This window comes from Paraburkholderia sp. GAS32 (assembly GCF_050434225.1).
Taxonomy (GTDB): Bacteria; Pseudomonadota; Gammaproteobacteria; order Burkholderiales; family Burkholderiaceae; genus Paraburkholderia; species Paraburkholderia madseniana.
On sequence record NZ_JBNPVS010000011.1, the window covers coordinates 67,061 to 87,793 of the forward strand.

Sequence of the window (20,733 nt, forward strand, 5' to 3'; positions counted from 1 at the left end):
CCTGACATAATTCGGCTCTCTTCGGGTGGTTAGCTCAGCGGTAGAGCACTGCCTTCACACGGCAGGGGTCACAGGTTCAATCCCTGTACCACCCACCAGATTCGCTGGTTCCCGAAGAACCGCAAGAGAAAGCCCTTAGACGAAAGTCGAGGGCTTTTTTGTTTTTGCTTCCGCTTGATTCTGTTTGTTTCCAGGCATGCGCGCGCCGGATTGATCACGTGTGTGTGCGTTGATACGCATCTACATCTGCGCCCGCTCCGCTTCGAAGTCAACACCGAACTTTTCGTACGATTGCGGCCGCGAAATACTGCTGATATAGTCAGTTTTCGGGCACTCGCCCCGTCCATTCCTTCACTTCATTCGACTACAGGGAGGCGTCACATGTTCGCAGTGCATATCGCTCTCCCTGGGATGGCTTCACGACCATTCTCGCGACCTTAAGTTTGTCGCGTTGTCGCTCACGCGGTTCTGCCTGACCAGGCGTCCCGCGCAAATTCCAGACAGTCCGTAGTCTCATTGCCGGCATTGCTGTCAACACAGCGCGGCTCGCCTGACTGTCTCTTCCTTTCGCTTCTGACTGGAACCTCGGTGCGCTCGCGCGCCATCGGGTCGTGGCAAATGACTAGAAAAAAACTCGACTTTCGTGGACAAGCCTTCAAGGACGTCCTTGGCTTCACCTTCCGTCACTGGGCCAAACAGCCCTGGCGCATCTTCGTCATTGCGGCGCTGGTGCTGCTCTCGGCATTGGCCGACGTACTAACGCCGATGTTCGCCGGGCGGCTCGTCGACGCGATCGCATCCGGCTCCGCCGGCGACGCCGTCGCGTGGCACGCGGCGATCACGGCCTTCTGCGTGCTGGGTGCGCTCGGGCTCGGCGCCACACTGCTTCGCCAGGGCGTGTTCTTCAACCTTATCAGGCTGACGCTCAAGATGATGAGCGAGATCGCCGGGAACGCTTTTCATCGCGTGCAACGCTTTTCGACGGACTGGCACGCCAACAGCTTCGCCGGATCCACCGTGCGCAAGATCACGCGCGGCATGTGGGCGCTCGATCTGCTCAACGACACGTTGCTGGTCGCGCTGCTGCCGTCGCTGGTCATGCTGGTCGGCGCAACGGTGCTGCTCGGCTGGCGCTGGCCGATGATGGGCGCGGTCGTCGGTATTGGTTCGGTGCTCTATATCGCGGCGACCGTGGCCCTGTCGCTCGGCTTCGTTGCGCCCGCCGCGCGCCTCGCTAACGCGTGGGACACGCGCATGGGCGGCGCCCTCGCCGACGCAGTCAGCTGCAATGGCGTGGTGAAAGCGTTCGGCGCCGAAGCGCGCGAAGAAGCCCTGCTCGAGCGTGTGATCGTCAAGTGGCGTCATCGCACGCGCCGCACGTGGATTCGCGGCACGATCAACGGCGGCGTGCAGGGCAGCATGCTGGTGGCGATCCAGGCCGCCATTCTCGGCGCCGCGTTGCTGTTGTGGGTGCGCGGCGAAGCAAGCGTCGGCGACATCACGTTCGCGCTGACGATGTTCTTCATGCTGCAAGGCTATCTGCGCGACGTGGGCATGCACATCCGCAACCTGCAGCGTTCGGTCAACGACATGGAAGAACTGGTGTCGCTCGAGAGCCAGCCGCTTGGTATCGAAGACCGCCCCGGCGCAGGCCCAATCGCGATCGGCAAAGGCGAAATTCGCTTCGAGCACGTTACCTTCCACTACGGTGCGAAAGCCACGCCGCTCTACGACAACTTCTCCGTGCGCATCGCGCCGGGAGAACGCGTCGGACTGGTCGGGCACTCGGGTTCGGGGAAGACGACTTTCATCAAGCTGATCCAGCGGCTCTACGACATTTCGGAAGGCCGGATCACGATCGACGGTCAGGATATCGCCCGTGTGCGGCAGGCGTCGTTGCGCAGCCAGATCGCCATCGTTCAGCAGGAGCCGGTGCTGTTCCACCGCTCGCTGGCGGAGAACATCGCCTATGCACGGCTCGGCGCGAGCCGTGCCGAGATCGAACGCGCCGCGAAGCTTGCCAGTGCGCACGGCTTTATCGCGGCGCTGCCCCAAGGTTACGACACGCTGGTGGGCGAACGCGGCATCAAGCTCTCGGGTGGCGAACGTCAGCGTGTAGCGATTGCGCGGGCGTTTCTCGCGGACGCGCCGATCCTGATTCTGGACGAAGCGACCTCGAGCCTCGACAGCGAAAGCGAAGTGCTGATCCAGCAGGCCATGGAACGGCTGATGATGGGCCGCACGACGCTGGTGGTGGCGCACCGTCTGTCCACCGTGCGAGCGCTGGACAGACTGCTGGTGCTGGACAAGGGCAAGGTCATCGAGGAAGGTAGTCACGAGGCGTTGATCAGACTCGAGAACGGCTTGTACAGGCGCTTGTTCGAACGTCAGGCGCTGGAGTTGATCAAGGGTCTCGGCGATTCTGAGGTCACGCACAAGACCGCGGGCGCGAAGGCGAATCGACGCGATGATTCAGACTTGCTGGTCGAAAAGTAAATTGCGAAGAAGCGTGCGGGACGTCCTGCAGAAGCCGCCGTAACAGGCGTTTTCTGCAGGCTTACGCACCTACACCACGCCCGCAGGCAGCCCGATGCCGCGCGCCATGCCGGTCGCCGCGAACACCATCAACACCAGCAGCACGGTCTGGATCACACTGAACCGCGCATAACTACGGGCCTTTCGCAAATCAGGCGGCGCGCCTTTTCTGATACTTGCGCGCCAGCGCATCAGGCCGAGCATCGTCGGGACTTCGAGAATGAGTATCAGCACGAGCAGCGTCATCTTCAAGTGAAAGAGCGGCTCATGCAGGTAGTAGTCGGCGCCCTTTTCGAAACCGCCGAAGGCGCGCATCAGACCGGTGACGATCAGCACCAAAGCCGAAAGACCCCACCGCGAGTCGGAGCGGAATACGGATCGCAGCGCAGCAGGCACGCTGGCTCGCCGCAATGACCAGGTGCGCCGAAGAATCGACGCGAGGGCAAAGCCATAAGCAAGTAGATGAAGGGCGGCAAGCAACCAGCGAACCAGCATAGCGACTCCTGCAAACGACGCAATACGATCGATGTATCTCTCACTCGCCCACCGAAACGCCGGGCGGCACTTTTTCTTACATGTCTTATTATCGACTACCGCACTTTACGATGTCTGCTTCGCCCGCGTGTTGTAGCTGACTGTCCGGAGCGACAGTTTCAGACTTGCCGCAACGATGTGTCGAGCGCTCGCGCGGCGACCCGATCGCCCTCGGTAGTCAGCGCGGCGCGGAACACGGTTTGCCGATTGTGTCCCGCCGCAGCCGGCGAATCCCACAGCAATTCGATTTTCGGACGTCGGCCGAAGCCGCTGCGCACCAGCGCAGGCGCGCCGACCGAACCGACCGGCGCTGCAGGTCGACCCGCTTCACCGGCAACACCGAACGCCACCGCCGGGGCAGGCGCCGGCGGCGCGCCCATGCCTGGCGCCGCCGCCCAGCGCACGGACAATTCGCGAGCGTCGTACTGCCCCACCTTGCGACGCTCGGCCCAGACGACCACCGTGCGCGTGGCCGGATCGAGCGAGACCGCATAGCGGCCGATTGCAAAGCGCCGCGCAGCGATATTGGTTCGCCACAGCGCGCGCGGCCGGCAAATCCACACGACCGCCGCGTACAACGCCGGTGCCGCCAACAGCCAGCCGTTGGTGGCCGCCACCGCCTGCGCGGCGCGCCGCCAACCGGCGCTCGCCGCAAATGCGCCGACCGACCAGACAGCAAACAGGAATCCGAGGAAAGCAAACAGACGCACCGCCTGCCGCAACCATTGCGGCAGCGGATGCAACGGGCGCTCGGCCACGGCGCGGGCGCCCGGCAGGAAGATCAGCAGGAACAGGAACACCAGGTTGATGCACGCCCACGGCGAGGACACCATCGCCGACAGCGACGCGCCCAGGTCCATCTGCGCCATCGAAAAGAGCCAGCGAGTGAGGAGCACGAGACCGATGGCGCGCAGCGCGAAAATCATTCCGGCGCCGGGCGCCGCGTTCGCACGCGTCTCTTTCGTTCTCGCCAAAGCATCCTCCTGTCGTCGACGGCGCCGCAGCCAGATTTGCGGCACGGCCATTATAGGGATATTACCGAGACAGGCTCATGCTTGCCGGTCCCAAAACCGTACTTTCTGCCGCATACGCGCAAAATCGCGGCGCGCATGCAACAACGCCCCGCAGGCGAGATGCACGCGGGGCGTTGCTGGGGCAGCCGGACCATCGATCACTGGGCGCCGAAAGCGCGCGCCCGGCCAGCCGGTCTGGCTGCTTTTACGTACCGTACTTAGCTGGCGCTCAACTGGCGTTCACTTCGCGCAGCACCGTGCGATGCTTCTGACGCAGCAGCTCTTCGTAGGTGGCAACGTAGTTCTTCGCCATGACCTTCGACGAGAAGCGCGCTTCGAATGCCTTGCGCACTCCGGTGCGCGGCAGCGTGTGCAGACGCTTCACTGCGGCGACCGCGCTGATTTCGTCTTCGACGACGAAACCCGACACGCCGTTTTCGATCACTTCCGGCACCGAACCACGGTTGAACGCGATCACCGGCGTACCGCAAGCCATTGCTTCGATCATCACCAGACCGAAGGGCTCCGGCCAGTCGATCGGGAACACCAGTGCGTGCGCGTTGCCGAGGAACTCACGCTTTTCGGTTTCGCCGATTTCGCCAATGTATTCGACGTGCGGGAGCGCCATCAGCGGCTTGATCACTTCTTCATAGTAGGCACGATCGGCCTTGTCGATCTTGGCGGCGACCTTGAGCTTCATGCCTGCCTGGCCGGCGATGCGGATCGCACGGTCGAGACCCTTCTCCGGCGAGACGCGGCCAAGGAATGCGAGGTAGCCCGGCTCGACGTCCTTGATCGGCGTGAGCACGTTTTCCGGCAGCCCGTGATAAACGGTTTGCAGCCAGTTCGCCTGTTGCAGCGGGATGCGCTGGTTGTCCGAAATCGACACCACCGGCACGTCGCTGAACGTGTTGAAGATCGGCTGCAGTTCCGGCAGATCGAGACGGCCGTGCAGCGTGGTCAGGAACGGCACCGGCTGGCGGGCGAACAGCGAGAACGGGTAGTAGTCGATGTGGAAATGCAGCACGTCGAATTCGTCCGCGCGGCGGCGCACTTCTTCCAGCAGCAGCATGTGCGGCGCCATCACGTCGCGGATGGTCGGGTCGAGGCGCAGCGCCTGCGGCCAGAACGCTTCGAGCTTCGCCGAGGTTTGCGAATCGCCGCTTGCGAAAAGCGTGACGTCATGGCCCTGTTCAACCAGCGCTTCGGTCAGGTAGGACACCACGCGTTCCGTCCCGCCGTAAAGCTTGGGAGGAACCGCCTCGTGCAAGGGAGCGATTTGAGCGATTCGCATAATGAAGAACTCCTCGTAAAAAATCAGGCAAAAGTACTGCGTTTGGTAAAAGCGACTCGCTTGCTCGCCAGGGCAGTCTGGCCGGATATGCCGGCGCGGGCCTGATTCTTTCGAGAAATCCTGCGATGGATCGCTTGGGTAGTGAGCCCAGATCAGCAGTTCGCTGTCTGCGCATGTGCCGGTAAACGCACACATGGCACCTACGTTGACAAACTGTCAGATATTTCGGTGGGCTAGCAGAGCATGCATTATCAATGCCGGGGATCTCGCTGCACCACAACATTTCAAAGTCTTTACGTTGTTACAAAGGCGAAACACTTTACAAACCCTTGTTTTATAAGACAGTTCTACAGTAGCAACTGGCTTGCAACGCTGCCCCGAAGACGGTCGCTGTAAGCTCCTGTGTCAACTTTGCCGGCAGGCATTGAAGAAATGCCGCACCGCAGTTGAATGCAATTTGTAATTATATCCCGAAATATTCCGCAGCCTGCGTGAACCACCGCACCATCGGCGGGTCGAGCAACAGTAGGTCGCGGTCGTCTATCGCGAAATCAGTCGCGTCATTGCCCGGATACACAGGGCGCAATCGCTTTTGCATGTTTACAATGCGAAGCATCGGCTTCGCGGCGAAGGCTTTTGCTGTGGCCCATGCCTTGCATGCACAACCTGAAACACACCGACCTCACGATCAATTGGAACACTTAACCATCGCCCAGCGTAACGCCCAGAACGCAAAGCTTGCGAGCTATGCGCACAGGCCGCTTGCGTTTCTTTTCCGCTTTATTCGCCGCCATCCGCTCGCGCATGCGATCGTCCTGTGCAGCGTGTTCGCGGCCGTGGGCTGTGCGCTCGCTTCGCAATACGCGATCAAGCATCTGATCGATGTGCTCGGCGAAGGCCGGCATCACCCCGGTCCGTTGTGGGGCGCGTTCGCCATCCTGGTTGGCCTGATTGCCGCCGACAACCTGCTGTGGCGGGTCGGCGGCTGGGTGGCCGCGCATACCTTCGTGGCCGTAACTGGCGACCTGCGGCGCGATTTGTTCCAGTATTTAAGCGGCCACTCGCCGACTTACTACTCGGAGAAACAGCCGGGCATGCTGGCGAGCCGCATCACGGCAACCTCGAACGCGGTCTACACCGCCGAAAACACCACCGCCTGGAACGTGCTGCCGCCGTGTATCGCGGTGCTCGGCGCGATCGTCATGATCACCGCCGTGAATCCGCTGATGGCGGGCGGCCTGATGCTGTGTTCGGCCATTCTGTCGGTCGTGCTTTACAAACTTGCCGGGCGTGGCTCGGCGCGGCATCACCATTTCGCCACGAAAGCAGCGTCGGTGGACGGTGAGCTGGTCGACGTGATCAGCAACATGGGCCTCGTGCGCGCCTTCGGCATGACGTTTCGCGAGCAGCAGCGTTTCGGCGCGACTGTCAAAGCGGAAATGGAAGCGCGCCAGCAAAGCCTGCTGTATCTGGAAAAGCTGCGCCTGCTGCATGCGGTGATCACCGCGCTGCTGTCGGCAGGCTTGCTGGGCTGGGCGCTGTGGCTGTGGGATCAAGGCCGTGCGACCTCCGGCGACATCGTGCTGGTCAGCTCGCTCGGCTTCACGATTCTGCACGGCACGCGTGATCTGGCCGTAGCGCTGGTCGACGTCACGCAGCACGTCGCGCGACTCGCGGAAGCCGTGCGCACCCTGCTCGAGCCCCACGGCATGCCGGACCGCGACGGCGCCACCGAACTCGTGCCGCAAGGCGGCCGGGTCGATTTCGAAGGCGTGACGTTCGCCTACCCGCGCCGCCGGCCGATTCTCGATCACTTCGACCTGCATATCGAGCCGGGCCAGCGGGTCGGCCTGATCGGCAAGTCGGGCGCGGGCAAATCCACCGTGCTGGCGCTGCTGCAGCGTTTCTACGAGACGCAGGGCGGCGCCATCAAGATCGACGGCCAGGACATCGCTGCGATCACCCAGGACAGCCTGCGCCACACAATCGCGCTGGTGCCGCAGGATATCTCCCTGTTCCATCGCACGGTGTACGAAAACATCGCTTACGGCCGCCCTGAAGCGACCCGGGAAGAAGTGGTCGCCGCCGCGCGCGAAGCCCGCTGCAGCGATTTCATCGAAGCCATGCCGGAAGGATTCGACACGATCGTCGGCGACCGCGGCGTCAAGCTCTCCGGCGGTCAGCGCCAGCGGATCGCGATTGCGCGCGCAATCCTGAAGAACGCGCCGATCCTGCTGCTCGACGAAGCCACCTCGGCGCTCGATAGCGCATCGGAAGAAGCGATCCAGAAGGCGCTCGACCGGCTGATGGTGGGCCGCACCGTGATTGCGATCGCGCACCGGTTGTCGACGCTGAATAACTTCGACCGGATCATCGTGATGAGCCAAGGCAAGGTCATCGACGACGGCAGTCCGGAAGAGTTGCGCCAGCGGCCGGGCCTGTATCGCGATCTGCTTTCGAAGCAGTACGGCAAGGGCACCACGTTGCATGTCGGCGGCAAGAAGGTCGACGAGCAGCACGTGGTCTAGCCAACGCAGCGCCTTCTGCTGCTTCAGCAACAGTCGCAGCAACAAACAAAAAAGCCGCTTTCGAGCGGCTTTTTTGTTTGTCAGAGGCCGTTCCAGTCAGGCCCGAAAACCACCTATCCGACCGTGGTCTCGCGCACCGTCTTCTTGCCCGATCCGGCACGCACCTTCACGGTTCTGGTGCTCTTCGCACCATCGACGTTCTGAAGATCGCGCATGAAGTTGTCGCGCCACACCGACACGTTGTTCTCGCGCAGTTGCATCATCATGTCGCGATGACGCGCCTGACGCTCCACAAGCGGCATTTCCAGCGCTTTCGCCAACGCCTCGGCCATACCGTCGATATCGACCGGATTCACGATCAACGCACCATCCAGTTCCTGCGCAGCACCGGCAAAACGTGACAGCACGAGTACGCCCGGATTGTCCGGATCCTGCGCCGACACGTACTCCTTGGCGACGAGGTTCATGCCGTCGCGCAAGGGCGTGACGTAGCCGACATGCGCCGTGCGAAACAGCGCAGCCAGCACCGAGCGCTCGTACTGCTTATGAATGTAAAGGATTGGTGTCCAGTCCAGTTCGGCAAAGCGGCCATTGATGCGCCCCGACTCCCCTTCGAGTTGCAGGCGGATGTCCTGGTACGCGTGCATGTCGGCACGCGTCGGCGGTGCGATTTGCAGGAACGACACCTGGTTGCGTTGCGCGGTGAAATGCTCCAGCAAGCGCTCGAACGCGCGGAAACGTTCGACCAGCCCCTTCGAATAATCGAGGCGGTCCACGCTCATGATCAGCTTGCGCGAATGCAGCGCCGTCTTCATCGTGCGCACCGGCTTGCCGCGCTCGCCCGACTTCGCAAGCTCGGCGATTTCGTCCGGATAGACGCCGATCGGATAAGCCGCCGCGCGCAAGGTGCGGCCGAACGCATGGACGCTCAGCGGGCCGCTGGCCGACACGTCGACCGTGCCGTTCGCCTCATTGACGATGTAGTCGCAGAACGCCCGCAAATCCGGGGCGGTCTGGAAGCCGAGCAGATCGAACGAGCACAGCGCTTCGACCAGCTCGCGATGCGGCGGCACCGCCAGCAATACCTGCGACGCCGGAAACGGAATATGCAGAAAGAAGCCGATGCGATTTTTCACGCCGGCCGCGCGCAACGCCTGGGCGAACGGAATCAGATGGTAGTCGTGGACCCAGATCACGTCGTCTTCGTGCAATAGCGGCACGAGTTGCTGTGCGAGCCATGCATTGACGCGGCAGTAGCCTTCGAAGTCGTGCCGGTCGTATTGCAGCAGGTCGGCGCGATAGTGGAACGCGGGCCATAGTGTCGCGTTCGAAAAACCGCGGTAGTACTGGTCGTAGTCGCGGCGCATCAGCGCGATCGTCGCGAAGGTCACCGGTCCGCGCTCTTCCACCTTGATCTGCGGCTGGCCCGAGCTCAGCACGTCGCCGCTCCAGCCGAACCACATGCCGCCGGTTTCCTTCAGCGCGTCGTATACGCCGACAGCCAGGCCGCCCGCCGCCGGGCCGCCCTCCGAGATCGGCGCAACCCGGTTCGATACGATGATCAGTCGGCTCATGAAGCGCGATTCCCGATGCAGTAAGTCATGGTCGTTAGGGGATGGGGCGCCACGGGTGACGTCACGATCACGCTCCGCGCGCGGCCGCGACAATCGATTCCAGCCAGTCGAGCAGCGCCGTGACCGATTCGATGCGCGTATGCGCCATCGTGTCGCCCGCGCCCACCTTGATCGACAGGCCGCCGCGCTCGTTGACGACGGCAAAGCCTTTCTCGTCGGTCAGATCGTCGCCGGCAAACACCGGCGTGCGGCCCACGAATGGCGGCTCTTCCAGGAACGCGCGCATCGCGCGGCCCTTGTCGACGTCCTTCGGCTTGATTTCGTAGACCATCTTGCCCGGCTGCAGCACATACGAGCCGGGATAATCGGCCACCAGCCGCTCAGTCGCCTCGCGCGCCACCGGTTCGCGGTCGGGCGCGTTGCGGTAGTGCAGCGCGAGCGCCGCGCCTTTGATCTCGAGCAGCATGCCGGGATGTTCGTTGACGACCTGCGCGAGCACCTGCTCCATGCGCAACAGGCGTTCGTCGTGAAAACCGATGCGCTGTGTGTCGCCGTTCGCGTCGCGCCGCTCGGCGCCATGCAGACCGGCAATCGGCAGATCGGGCATGCCGAGAAAACCGTCGATGCTGTCGATACCGCGGCCCGACACGATCGCGACCGCGCCATTCGTGAGACTGCGCAACTCGCTCAGCAACACGATCACGCGCGGTTGCACAAGCACGCCGTCCGGCGTGGGCGCGAGCTCGACGAGCGTGCCATCGAAGTCGAAGAAAAATGCCGTCTCACCAGGAGACAGAACAGCCGGAAGTGCTTGCATCGGTTAATTTTGCCTTTCAGCCTTCTGCGGCCGGAAAAGTGTGCGCATCTTACCGCGCATCCGTCAATTTTTCGAGAAAGTAAGCCGGGACACAAGCCTGGCCGGGTAGCGCAGCCGGCGCTGCTCACGATTGCGTTCAAAAAGAGAACAATCGGGCTTCAGCGAGCTTTCAGCCGCCTGCGTCAAATTGCCTCGCAAACCGCGCGCCCGCGGGCGCTGCGCGACGTCTTTGGAGATTTTGCGATACAGTCGCTGCCACGCGGCCATTGCAGCGACGACCCTATTTGCACACCATCACGGGCCGCGCGCCTGGCACGAATCAACCGAGTCCGTTCACGGGCAGCGTCACGCGCCGCTCTTCAATCGAGTCATTGAACCCTGCTTTGTTCCCCATCCTCTCGTCCCGCCACCAACAGCCGAACCGCTTGACGCCACGCCAGCCGTGGCCCGGGCGCCTGGTCGCGCTGACCGTAATGGTGAGCGCGCTCAGTACGCTAACCGGCTGCACGCATCCCGCCGAACCGTTCCAGTTGACCAACGTGACCGGCCACTTGCCGGATCTCGACTTCACGCTAACCGGCGACGACGGCCGCGCCGTAACCGGTGATTCGTTCAAAGGCCGCACGTCGCTCGTCTACTTTGGTTATACGCATTGTCCGGACGTCTGCCCAGAAACGATGGGCCGCCTGATGCAGGTGCTCGGCAAACTCGGCCCGGACGCGCAGAAAGTGCGCATCCTGTTCATCACCGTCGACCCGGCACGCGACACGCCCAAAGCACTGCATGATTACGTCGGCGCCTTCGACTCGCAGCACGCCGAGGGCCTGACCGGTACCGACTGGCAGATCGAGTCGCTCGCCAAGCGTTACCGGGTCGCCTATCAGATGGAAAAGCGCGACCCCAACGGCAACTACGAAGTCACCCATAGCTCGGCCGTCTACGTGTTCGATCCGCAAGGCCACGCGCGCCTGCTCGCCACCGATCACGATACTCCCGATGCTATCGCACAAGACCTGCGCCGCATCGTTGATGACCGCTCCTGACCTTTCCCGAGTTCACCCATGTCGATCAAGATCAAAACGTTCGCCGCACTGAGCTGCACGCTCGCCCTCTCATTCGGTTTCGCATCGGCCGCGCATGCCGCCGGTGCCAATGCGATCAGCGTCAAGGACGCGTGGGTGCGCTGGCTGCCGAACAACCTCCCTGCCGCCGGCTACGTGACGCTGGTGAACGCGAGTGACAAGCCGGTCGACCTCGTCGATATTTCCAGCAACGACTACGGCGACGCGATGCTGCATCAAACCGTGTCGAACGGCTCGACGCAAAAGATGGTGATGGTCGACAAGCTGACGGTGCCCGCGCACGGCCAGGTGGCGATCGCGCCGGGCGGCTATCACGTGATGCTCGAAGACGCGAAGCACAAGGTCGCGCCGGGCGACACCGTGCATCTGACGCTGAAGTTCTCCGACGGCGAAACGCTCGATACGCCGTTCGCTGTCAAGTCGCCCGCCCAGACCAAGTAACGCCCCGCGATGAACCTGCTCTACTGGCTCGACCCCTGGGAGTTTTCGCCGACCGTCGTCATCGCCTTGCTGGTGCCGGCGATTCTTTTCGTGCGCGGCGCGCACAAGGCGAAGGTGTCGATTCGCCGGCGCATTTCCTTCTGGTTCGGGTTGGTCGCGTTGTATGTCGCGCTGCATACGCGGCTCGATTATTTCTTCGAGCATGAGTTCTTCATGCATCGCGCGCAGCATCTGGTGCTGCATCACCTCGGGCCGTTCTTTATCGCCCTCTCGTATCCGGGCGCCGCGTTGCGTGCGGGCATTCCATTCAGCTGGCGGCAGCGCTTCGTGCGGCCGGCGCTTGAGACTCCGGTAGTACGCAAGCTGCTCGACGTGGTGATGCATCCGGTGGTCGCCGTCACGTTGTTCGTCGGCTTGATCTACTTCTGGCTGATGTCACCAATTCATTTCGTGGCGATGCTCGACTGGCGGCTCTATCGCGTGATGAACTGGAGCATGGTGATCGACGGGCTGCTGTTCTGGTGGCTCGTGCTTGATCCGCGCCCGGCGCCGCCGGCGCGTTTGTCGCCCGGCAAGCGCGTACTGGTGGTGATTGCTGCGATTCCGCCGCAGATCATGCTCGGCGCATTTATCTTCTTTACACCGCGCGAGCTGTATCCGATCTACTCGATTTGCGGCCGCGCCTTCACGTGGCTGAGCCCGATGCGCGATCAGCAAATCGGCGGGCTGTTGCTATGGATTCCGGGCTCGATGATGAGCGTGATCGGCGCGCTGTTGGCGTTGCGTCACTGGATGCGGCTGTCGGCACGCGGACGTCTGCGCGGCGAGCGGCGCGTTAAGGCGACGCAAGGCTTGACGCAGCCCGCGTCGGTGCCTGCGAGCAGCCAGCGCTGAGCATTTCGAATCGATTGAAGTCGCGGCGGTTGAAGCCGGTCGGCGCGCGAGCGCCGAGTCCGGTTGCGGCCCGGTTTTCTAAGCCGAACGCATCCACACGTGCGGGATGCCGTCCTCTTCGTGAATCTCCGACACCGGCGTAAAGCCAAACGCCCCGTAGAAGCCTTGCAGATGCGCCTGCGCATGCAAACGGATCGGCGTACCCGGCCACTGCGCCCGGATGTGCGCGAGCGAGCGTTCGAGCATCGCGTTGCCGACGCCGATGCCGCGGAATTCCGCCGTGGTCAGTACGCGGCCGATGCGGATATCGGTGTCGTCGGCGTCCGCCAACAGCACGCGCAAATAGCCCGCGAGCTGCGGCTTCTTTTCACCGGGGCCAAAGGCAAACAGGTGCCAGGCATCTGAATCGAGCCCGTCGATATCGCCATACAAGCAGTTCTGCTCGATCACGAACACCGCGCTGCGCGCGGCCAGCATCGCGTAGACTTCGGCGGCCGTGAGGTCTTCGAACGCTTTCCAGCGCCATTCGAGTTGCGCCAGTCGTGTGCTGGCGGTTTGCTGCGGTTCGGTCATGGAATGGCTTCAAAAAGAGGTGCGCCGGCAGGGGCGGCGGCAATGCGAAATTATGCCGCGCGTGGCGATCTTAGGCTATGCCGCGCCGATATTGGCGAGTTCGGTGGCGACCCACACGCATGCTGCGTTCAGCCGCCATGCGCCCGACCGCACCCCCGTTACGCCACGCATTCAGGACGCTTCACGGTCAATCGCGTTGATGCGGCCGCCAGCCGCAATCCTGCTACGCGCTTGCAAAAACCGGCTCGACGGGCTGTGCGAGACAGTCGATCAGGTTACCGGGTCCGCACAAATGCAGCGCGCCCACCACCACCAAAGTCCGCTCCGGCCGCCGGAGCAGCGCCGTCACACGCGCCGCCCACGCGCGATTGCGCGCATCGAGAATGGCGTGGCGGATGCCGGGCAGATTGAACATCGGCGACTCGACAGCGATCTGTTGCACGGCTTCCAGATCGCCATGCAGCCACGCGCTGTGCATCCGCTCGAGCGTGCGCTGCGGTTCGTCGAGATCGGCCATCAGCATGCCGAGTGCGGTGCCAACTGCTTCAAGCGAAATCGATTCGAGCGACGCCGCCACCTCCTGCGCGGTCTCGAGATACTGGTACGGTTTGGCTTGCGTGAGCGCCGAGCGCAGCATGCGCGGCTCGACACCTTCGACGACCTGCTGAAACAGCGTCGGCGCGACGATCAACGCGGCCCACGGACGTAGCTCGACGAGCGGCGCCAACGGGCCCTCGACGGGCCACACAGCTTGCAGCCGATTCCAGGCATCGGCGGATAGCAAAGGCCGCAGTTGATCGGCACCGCCCTGCGGGGGAGCCTTCAGAAACGGCAGGATCGTCGGCGGATCGGATTCGAAGACCAGCGATTCGGCCCAGTCATACGCTTCGGCGATCCACGGCGGCGTTCTGCGACTCGTCGCCGGAAACAGATGCATCGAGCCGAGCAGACGGACGTTGGTGCCGGTGAGTTGTAGGTACATGCAGCCTCGTGTAGACGGGCAATTGCGCAAAGCGGCAATCGGGCAATTCAATCAGCGGCGCGCAGCGCGGCGGCCCGGCTCGCGGCCCCTCGCCACGCGGTCCGCACCGTGAACGCGACGAACAGCAGGAAAGCGATCTGCGAAACGTACAGGTCCATGCGGATCGGATGATGCAGCGCGAACCATGAATTGTGCACCACGTCTGTCACGACGACAGCGACACAGAGGATCAGCCCTGCTCTCGGACTCAACAGTAATAACAGAACCGTGAGCGGGTCGATAAAGAGCAGTGACGTCCAGTAGATTTGTGTCAGCGGCGCCGCGCCGCCGTAGTCCCACCAGAGCCCATGGACCAAAGCCACTTGCAGATGCGCCCAGGTGGCGCCGCACAGACATAGCGCGTAGATCAGGCGCAAATAGAAGGAGCGGCGTTCGATATCCTGGATGCGCATGATGTCGATGAGGGAGCGTTGGAGTCTGCGAACTATAGCGTTGCGCGCAGATGGACATGGACGCAGCGGCGTATCGTAAGCGGCGACCTGAGTACCAAGGCTAAAAGGAGAGACACGAAGTACGAGGTGCACGACGCCGGATAAAAGAAAAGCCCCGACAAGTCGGGGCTTTTCTTTACATCAACTACTGGAGGCGCGAGCCGGAGTCGAACCGGCCTAAACGGCTTTGCAGGCCGCTGCATAACCGCTTTGCTATCGCGCCGCAAGCGGACTGGAACCTAGCTGCAGATTCTCAGATTTGTCTGGTGGGTAACCGTAAGGACTGACCCACCAAACAAAAAGGGAAGCGTTGCTTCCCCTTATGTATGGAGCGGGAGACGAGGCTCGAACTCGCGACCTCAACCTTGGCAAGGTTGCGCTCTACCAACTGAGCTACTCCCGCATTGCCCTACTTCACAACGCCTTGCACTTTTACTTCGCCAAACAACGCGTTGCTTCAAAATTTGGAGCGGGAGACGAGGCTCGAACTCGCGACCTCAACCTTGGCAAGGTTGCGCTCTACCAACTGAGCTACTCCCGCAATGTGCTGCTAACTACTGCCTTATTACTGCAACTGCTCTCTTACTGCTACCGCGCTTCAAACTGCGTGCATCGGAGAAACGAGATTATGGAGAAACGACTGAAACGTGTCAACCCCTTTTGCGAATGTCTTTAACGGAAAAGATTTCACTCATGCTTGCCCGACGTTCGGACACGCTTCAGCCGCTCGGGCGTCGCGCCCCGAACGTTTTCCAATCAGGCGACGCCACTCCGCTCGCGGATCTGCGGCCACGCGAGTTTCATGTAGTAGAGCATCGACCAGATCGTCAGGAACGCGGCCAGATAGATCAGCCACAGGCCCCACACGCGCGTATCGACAGACGCCCCGCCACCGAACGGCAACGGCCCGTAGAACAGCAGCATCGGAATCGCGACCATCTGGCACACCGTCTTGAACTTGCCGAGCGAATTCACCGCGACACTCTTCGATGCGCCGATCTGCGCCATCCACTCACGCAGTGCCGAGATGGCGATCTCGCGCCCAACGATCACCAGCGCGATCGCCGAATCGATCCGTGCCAGTTGCACGAGCACCAGCAGCGCAGCCGTCACCATCAGCTTGTCGGCGACCGGATCGAGAAACGCGCCGAACGCCGAGGTCTGATTCCATTTACGGGCCAGAAAGCCGTCGAACCAGTCGGTGAGCGCCGCCAGAATGAAAATCGTCGCGGCGGCCAGATTGCGGTGTGCCGGGCTCATCATCATGTCAGGCAAATAGAACACGCCGACGACGAGCGGAATCAGGACGATCCGCAGCCAAGTCAGGAAAATCGGGAAATTAAACGGCATGGGCAGGCGCAGCGTCTGACAAGGGAGATGCAATTGTGCCGTGTCACAGGGCCTGCCACAAGCAAAGCGGCGCGCGGGGGCTGGCACGTGCAGCGCCGGAGCACCGCTTGCCGGACACTTATCACCCGCTTGCTGAGCGCTTCTGCGCCACCTATCGACCGCTCGCTGCCCCTCCTCGGGCAGCGTGGCGTACCGCAATCAGTGCAACTGCCGATAGATCTGCTCGGCAAGCGCCTGCGAAATTCCTTCGACGCTCGCCAGATCCTCGACGCTGGCCGCGACCACCCCGCGCAGCCCGCCGAAGCGCGCCAACAGCCGCTGACGCCGCTTCGCGCCCACCCCTTCGAGTTCTTCGAGCCGCGAGGTCTGGCGAGTCTTGCCGCGCTTCGCGCGCATACCGGTAATCGCAAAGCGGTGCGCCTCGTCACGAATTTGCGCGACCAGCATCAGCGCAGCGCTTTCCTTGCCGAGTTCGAGCGCCGCGCGGCCGTCCGCGAAAATCAAGGTTTCGAGACCGACCTTGCGTCCTTCGCCCTTCGCGACACCGACCAGCATGCCGGTATCGAGACCCAGTTCGGTGAACACCTGGCGCGCGATTTCAACCTGACCCTTGCCACCGTCGATCAACACGATAGTCGGCAGGATGCCGCCGGCCGCAGCCGGTTCCGCGGCATCCGCTGCGAGTGACGGATCCGCGGCTGCGTCGCTTTGCAATTCGGCGGCTTCGTCCGCGGCGTTCGCAGCCGCCTGCGCAACCATCTTCTCGTAGCGGCGCGTCAGCACCTGGCGCATCGCCGCGTAGTCGTCACCGGGCGTAATGCCGGTGATGTTGTAGCGCCGGTATTCGGACGACTGCATCTTGTGATGGTGATACACCACGCACGATGCCTGCGTCGCCTCGCCCATTGTGTGGCTGATGTCGAAGCACTCGATACGCAGATGCGCGAGATCGTCGTACTCCATGCCGAGCGTGTCCGTGAGCGCGCGCGTACGGGCCTGCTGCGAGCCTTGTTCCGAGAGCAGGCGTGCGAGCGCGAGCCGCGCGTTCTGCTCGGCCATCGCGAGCCATGCGCGCCGTTGACCTTGCGGCTGGCGCAGCACCGTCACTTTATGGCCGGCCTGCTCGATCAGCACGTCGACCAGCTCGCGTGTGGACGGCGCATGGCTGACCACGAGCACCGGCGGGACGCGATTGCCGATGTAGTGCTGCGCGATGAACGCCTCCAGCACTTCAGATTCGATGCCGCCGACGGTTGCACGGCCTTTGCGTGGCGCCGAAGGCTCGACTTCGGACTCGACCGCATCACCCTCTTCATCTTCGGCCTCGACAGCAGCATCTGCCTCGTCATCATCCTCTTCGGACGGCATCTCCCCGGCGATTGCGAGCGCGTCGGTTGCATCGGACGATGCGCTCACGCTGTTTGCAGCCTCGTCAGACACCAGACCCGCACCGCTCGCGACATCGACCAGCAGTTCATCGTCGCCGCCTTGTTCAAGCCCGCCCTCGCCGACCGTCAACGCGCTTTCCACGTGCGACGGAAAATACGCCTTGTCGCCCAGATGACGTCCGCCGCGCACCATCGCGAGGTTCACGCACACGCGCCCGCCGAGGGCAACCACCGCGAGAATATCCACATCGCTATCGCCGCCGACTTCGATCGCCTGCTGATGCAGCACCGTCGACAGCGAGCTCATCTGATTGCGCACCGCCGCAGCCTGCTCGAACTTCAGTTCGCTCGCGAACGCGTGCATTTTCTGCTCGAGCTCCTTCATCACTTCGCCCTGGCGGCCGAGCAGAAAGCGCGACGCGTTTGCGACATCGCGCGCGTAATCTTCTTCGCTAATCGCCGCGACGCACGGGGCCGTGCAACGGCCGATCTGATGCAGCAGACACGGCCGGGTGCGATTGTTGAACACGGAATCCTCGCACGTGCGCAACTGGAAGACGCGCTGCAGGATCTGGATGCTTTCGCGCACCGCCCACGCACTCGGGAACGGCCCGAAGTACTGGTTCTTGCGATCCACCGAGCCGCGGTAGTACGCCATGCGCGGAAACTTGTGACCGGTCAGCTTGAGATAGGGATACGACTTGTCGTCGCGAAACAGGATGTTGTAACGCGGCGCCAGCGCCTTGATCAGGTTGTTTTCGAGCAGCAGCGCTTCGGCCTCGGAACGCGTGACGGTCGTCTCGATGCGCGCAATGCGCGTCACCATCATCGCGATGCGCGGCGACAGTTGGGTCTTCGTGAAGTAGCTCGAGACGCGCTTCTTGAGATCGCGCGCCTTGCCCACGTAAAGCACCGTGCCCTGCGTATCGTAATAGCGATAGACGCCGGGCAGATGCGGCAATTGGGCGAGCACTTTTTTCGGCTCGAAAACGTCGGTTGCTTCAGGTTCGGTCATGCAGAATCGGTTGGCTGGGACAGTGTCGCGAAGCCTCTGCTCACGCGCTGCGCGCTGAATGTTCACTGAGGCGCGGAACCGCGGGCGAGTGCTTGTCGGGTAGCCCGACTTTCTTGCGAAAGCCGGGCCCCCCGAGAACCGTACGTGCGAGTTTCCCCGCATACGGCTCAAATCTACAAACAAAGCTCTGTCTACGACAGAACCGGCTTAGTTACAACCAGCTTACCAGCGTGCACTTGCTGGTGGCAGTGCGGGTGGAGCAGCACCCGGTTGGACAGAGCGTCGGTACCACCATGCATCCGATATTCCAGATGATGGTCGTGCCAGCCCGTCTCGTCCGTTAGCGCACAGCCACAATGCGCGCACTGCCCGCCTTGTGACATATACAGCGTCGCCCACTGCTTTCGGTAGCGCATTTGTTCCCACATGCGCCCCTGCCGCAAGGTTTCGCCATATTGCTCCCATGTCGGATCAAAAGGGTTGAACTCGCCCTTGATCCTCGTGTGCCGTTTGATAGCCATACCACTAAGCTGGTATAGCTCATTCAGCCCCCAACTGCCGTCTTCGCGTTCCGTACGAACCGCAAACACCCAGTGCCGGGCACCGATAGAGTGAAAGTACTTCTGTTTCACCCACACAGCGCTCTTTTGCGGGTGCCTCCGCTTCGACCACCGCCAGAGCTTCCGAAAAATCAGATGCTCCATGCGGCTGTACGTCTGCTTGGCTGAGACCGGACGGTGATACTGCGCCCATCCGCGCAACATCGGGTTCAGCAGTTGGATTAGATCCCCCTGCTTTGCCGTTTTGTTGCCGCTGATCGTTTCCGCCACCTTGCGATAGAACGCTTGCGCGTTCTTCTTGCTCGGCTTGATGAGCAGTTTCCCCGAGTACTTCCGGAAATTCCACCCAAGGAAATCGAAGCCGTCATCAATGTGAGTGACGCGCGTTTTTGCCTCAGACAGTTGCAAACCCCGAACAGCAAGGAACGCTTCCACCCAAGGCCTGACCACGCTTTCCAGTATCTCTCGCGAGTCGCCGGTAATCACGAAGTCATCCGCGTATCGCACCACATTCACTTTCAGCTTCTTAGCCTTGACGATCCCGAATTTCGCACCAAGGTGCGCAACCAGTTCACGCTCCAGCCCGTTCAGCGTCACATTTGCCAGCGTCGGGGAGATGATCCCTCCCTGCGGCGTACCGGCCTCAGTCGCCTGTAGCTGACCCTTGTAAATCAGGCCAGCCTTCAACCACTTCCGGAGAATTTCCCTGTCCATGGGGACATGGTTTTCCAGCCAGTCGTGGTTGATGTGGTCAAAGCAGCCTTTGATATCCGCTTCCAGTACCCATCGGGACGAATCCTTCCGGGACGTGCAAGCACGTACCTGACCCATAGCATCAGCCGTCGAACGATTAATCCTGAACCCATAAGAGTTCGGGTCGCTCGTCGATTCCGACACCGGCTCCAACGCCAGCAGATACAGGGCTTGCATCGCCCTGTCCCGCATAGTCGGGATGCCCAGAGGGCGTTCCTTCCCATTGGCCTTGGGAATAAAGACTCTCCGTAATGGCAGAGGCCTATATCCGCGCCGCTTCAACCTACCGATGGCTTCCCACCGGCGTTCAGGCGAATCCCACAGTTCGCGATCGACTCCAGCCGTTCGCGCACCCTGGTTCTGCGTAACACGTCGTACCGCATACAGCTTCGCGGACAACGTGCGAGTCAGCATCCGCTGCAGGGCTTTCACCCTGCGCCAGTCACTTTCTCGCGTCGCCTTCGCAATTCGAATCTGCATCCCTCTCACGTTCCGTTCAACCCGACGCCAATCTACGGCGTTCCAATTGTCCGGCGCGTGGGAAAGCGCAGACCCGGTCTTTCGACCAGATACTTTCATGCTGCTCTCCTACTTGGAAGAAGTCCCCAGGTAGAAGGCGCATCTCCCCCAGAGGGGCAGACACACCCCTCTGGGGAACAACAGACACCTCAATAGGAGCGCATGCGCCCCTATCTCGGACAAACACCTCAGTACGAGCGCATGCACTCGTACCTAACCAAGTTACAGAGGGTAGTCAGCCGCCTTGCGACGGTAGACCAGACGGAAGTCTGCCCGCTTTCGCGTGGGGTAATGTCTCAACCCCTATCCGGACCATTACAGCCCGACGTTCGCTTTTTCCGCCCTCCCATACCTGCACAATCAACAGCGTCCCTTACGGTTCGCCTGCCA

16 protein-coding genes and 4 tRNA genes are annotated in these 20,733 nt (G+C 62.1%); 6 read left to right on the top strand and 14 right to left on the bottom strand.

Features of this window, described 5'->3' with window-relative positions:
* Positions 1–23: 23 nt before the first annotated feature.
* Both P3T25_RS15715 and P3T25_RS15720 read left to right on the top strand, forming a co-directional pair.
* Positions 24–98, top strand: a tRNA-Val gene (locus P3T25_RS15715).
* Between the two features lie 520 nt (positions 99–618).
* Complete coding sequence (locus P3T25_RS15720; RefSeq protein WP_429358348.1) at positions 619–2,496, top strand: ABC transporter ATP-binding protein; 1,878 nt, start codon at positions 619–621, stop codon at positions 2,494–2,496.
* 69 nt (positions 2,497–2,565) lie between these two features.
* Here the strand turns inward: P3T25_RS15720 and P3T25_RS15725 are convergent, their stop codons facing one another.
* From P3T25_RS15725 to P3T25_RS15735, 3 genes are all read right to left on the bottom strand, one after another.
* The gene (locus P3T25_RS15725) at positions 2,566–3,030 is read right to left on the bottom strand and encodes a DUF2214 family protein (RefSeq protein WP_154565277.1); all 465 of its coding nucleotides are present in this window, start codon (positions 3,028–3,030) and stop codon (positions 2,566–2,568) included.
* A gap of 158 nt (positions 3,031–3,188) precedes the next feature.
* A complete protein-coding gene (locus P3T25_RS15730; protein WP_154565278.1) occupies positions 3,189–4,043 on the bottom strand; it encodes a hypothetical protein in 855 nt (284 codons plus the stop codon).
* A 268-nt stretch (positions 4,044–4,311) separates the two neighbouring features.
* Positions 4,312–5,376 carry a glycosyltransferase family 4 protein gene (locus P3T25_RS15735; protein ID WP_154565279.1) on the bottom strand — a complete coding sequence of 355 codons (1,065 nt, stop codon included), beginning with the start codon at positions 5,374–5,376 and terminating at the stop codon, positions 4,312–4,314.
* Positions 5,377–6,068: 692 nt separating this feature from the next.
* Here P3T25_RS15735 and P3T25_RS15740 point away from each other — a divergent pair.
* Positions 6,069–7,904 (top strand): ABC transporter ATP-binding protein, encoded by a 1,836-nt coding sequence (locus P3T25_RS15740; protein ID WP_154565280.1) that lies wholly within the window; start codon positions 6,069–6,071, stop codon positions 7,902–7,904.
* 113 nt (positions 7,905–8,017) lie between these two features.
* On the opposite strand, the gene otsA is transcribed toward P3T25_RS15740, so the two are convergent.
* Both otsA and otsB read right to left on the bottom strand, forming a co-directional pair.
* Positions 8,018–9,478, bottom strand: a complete 1,461-nt coding sequence (gene otsA, locus P3T25_RS15745; protein ID WP_429358349.1) for an alpha,alpha-trehalose-phosphate synthase (UDP-forming) — start codon at positions 9,476–9,478, stop codon at positions 8,018–8,020.
* A gap of 67 nt (positions 9,479–9,545) precedes the next feature.
* Positions 9,546–10,295 (bottom strand): trehalose-phosphatase, encoded by a 750-nt coding sequence (gene otsB / locus P3T25_RS15750; RefSeq protein ID WP_154565282.1) that lies wholly within the window; start codon positions 10,293–10,295, stop codon positions 9,546–9,548.
* A 473-nt stretch (positions 10,296–10,768) separates the two neighbouring features.
* Here otsB and P3T25_RS15755 point away from each other — a divergent pair, with 473 nt between their 5' ends.
* Genes P3T25_RS15755 through P3T25_RS15765 form a run of 3 tightly spaced genes read left to right on the top strand, consistent with a single transcriptional unit; the run spans position 10,769 to position 12,712 of the window.
* Positions 10,769–11,338, top strand: a complete 570-nt coding sequence (locus P3T25_RS15755; protein WP_429358389.1) for an SCO family protein — start codon at positions 10,769–10,771, stop codon at positions 11,336–11,338.
* A gap of 18 nt (positions 11,339–11,356) precedes the next feature.
* Positions 11,357–11,818, top strand: coding sequence for a copper chaperone PCu(A)C (locus P3T25_RS15760; protein ID WP_054036246.1), 462 nt, complete (start codon positions 11,357–11,359; stop codon positions 11,816–11,818).
* A gap of 9 nt (positions 11,819–11,827) precedes the next feature.
* On the top strand, positions 11,828–12,712 hold the full coding sequence (locus P3T25_RS15765; protein WP_429358350.1) for a cytochrome c oxidase assembly protein: 885 nt from the start codon (positions 11,828–11,830) through the stop codon (positions 12,710–12,712).
* Positions 12,713–12,790: 78 nt separating this feature from the next.
* On the opposite strand, the gene P3T25_RS15770 is transcribed toward P3T25_RS15765, so the two are convergent.
* From P3T25_RS15770 to ltrA, 9 genes are all read right to left on the bottom strand, one after another.
* The gene (locus P3T25_RS15770) at positions 12,791–13,285 is read right to left on the bottom strand and encodes a GNAT family N-acetyltransferase (protein WP_429358351.1); all 495 of its coding nucleotides are present in this window, start codon (positions 13,283–13,285) and stop codon (positions 12,791–12,793) included.
* Between the two features lie 223 nt (positions 13,286–13,508).
* Complete coding sequence (locus P3T25_RS15775; RefSeq protein WP_429358352.1) at positions 13,509–14,267, bottom strand: TraB/GumN family protein; 759 nt, start codon at positions 14,265–14,267, stop codon at positions 13,509–13,511.
* A gap of 47 nt (positions 14,268–14,314) precedes the next feature.
* Positions 14,315–14,719 carry a hypothetical protein gene (locus tag P3T25_RS15780; RefSeq protein ID WP_171925351.1) on the bottom strand — a complete coding sequence of 135 codons (405 nt, stop codon included), beginning with the start codon at positions 14,717–14,719 and terminating at the stop codon, positions 14,315–14,317.
* A gap of 188 nt (positions 14,720–14,907) precedes the next feature.
* Positions 14,908–14,981 (bottom strand) — tRNA-Cys (locus P3T25_RS15785).
* Between the two features lie 104 nt (positions 14,982–15,085).
* Positions 15,086–15,161 (bottom strand) — tRNA-Gly (locus P3T25_RS15790).
* Between the two features lie 62 nt (positions 15,162–15,223).
* Positions 15,224–15,299 (bottom strand) — tRNA-Gly (locus P3T25_RS15795).
* Positions 15,300–15,514: 215 nt separating this feature from the next.
* Complete coding sequence (gene pgsA, locus P3T25_RS15800; RefSeq protein WP_429358353.1) at positions 15,515–16,108, bottom strand: CDP-diacylglycerol--glycerol-3-phosphate 3-phosphatidyltransferase; 594 nt, start codon at positions 16,106–16,108, stop codon at positions 15,515–15,517.
* A gap of 198 nt (positions 16,109–16,306) precedes the next feature.
* On the bottom strand, positions 16,307–18,511 hold the full coding sequence (gene uvrC / locus P3T25_RS15805) for an excinuclease ABC subunit UvrC (RefSeq protein WP_266239344.1): 2,205 nt from the start codon (positions 18,509–18,511) through the stop codon (positions 16,307–16,309).
* A gap of 191 nt (positions 18,512–18,702) precedes the next feature.
* Positions 18,703–20,403, bottom strand: coding sequence for a group II intron reverse transcriptase/maturase (gene ltrA / locus P3T25_RS15810; RefSeq protein ID WP_429358354.1), 1,701 nt, complete (start codon positions 20,401–20,403; stop codon positions 18,703–18,705).
* Between the last annotated feature and the right edge of the window lie 330 nt (positions 20,404–20,733).

Bases quoted from the DNA above. Each gene is read 5' to 3' on its own strand.
- P3T25_RS15720 (WP_429358348.1), top strand. From the start codon at position 619: ATGACTAGAAAAAAACTCGACTTTCGTGGACAAGCCTTCAAGGACGTC.
- P3T25_RS15725 (WP_154565277.1), bottom strand. From the start codon at position 3,030: ATGCTGGTTCGCTGGTTGCTTGCCGCCCTTCATCTACTTGCTTATGGC.
- P3T25_RS15735 (WP_154565279.1), bottom strand. From the start codon at position 5,376: ATGCGAATCGCTCAAATCGCTCCCTTGCACGAGGCGGTTCCTCCCAAG.
- otsA (WP_429358349.1), bottom strand. From the start codon at position 9,478: ATGAGCCGACTGATCATCGTATCGAACCGGGTTGCGCCGATCTCGGAG.
- otsB (WP_154565282.1), bottom strand. From the start codon at position 10,295: ATGCAAGCACTTCCGGCTGTTCTGTCTCCTGGTGAGACGGCATTTTTC.
- P3T25_RS15755 (WP_429358389.1), top strand. From the start codon at position 10,769: ATGGTGAGCGCGCTCAGTACGCTAACCGGCTGCACGCATCCCGCCGAA.
- P3T25_RS15760 (WP_054036246.1), top strand. From the start codon at position 11,357: ATGTCGATCAAGATCAAAACGTTCGCCGCACTGAGCTGCACGCTCGCC.
- P3T25_RS15765 (WP_429358350.1), top strand. From the start codon at position 11,828: ATGAACCTGCTCTACTGGCTCGACCCCTGGGAGTTTTCGCCGACCGTC.
- P3T25_RS15770 (WP_429358351.1), bottom strand. From the start codon at position 13,285: ATGACCGAACCGCAGCAAACCGCCAGCACACGACTGGCGCAACTCGAA.
- P3T25_RS15775 (WP_429358352.1), bottom strand. From the start codon at position 14,267: ATGTACCTACAACTCACCGGCACCAACGTCCGTCTGCTCGGCTCGATG.
- P3T25_RS15780 (WP_171925351.1), bottom strand. From the start codon at position 14,719: ATGCGCATCCAGGATATCGAACGCCGCTCCTTCTATTTGCGCCTGATC.
- pgsA (WP_429358353.1), bottom strand. From the start codon at position 16,108: ATGCCGTTTAATTTCCCGATTTTCCTGACTTGGCTGCGGATCGTCCTG.
- uvrC (WP_266239344.1), bottom strand. From the start codon at position 18,511: ATGACCGAACCTGAAGCAACCGACGTTTTCGAGCCGAAAAAAGTGCTC.
- ltrA (WP_429358354.1), bottom strand. From the start codon at position 20,403: ATGAAAGTATCTGGTCGAAAGACCGGGTCTGCGCTTTCCCACGCGCCG.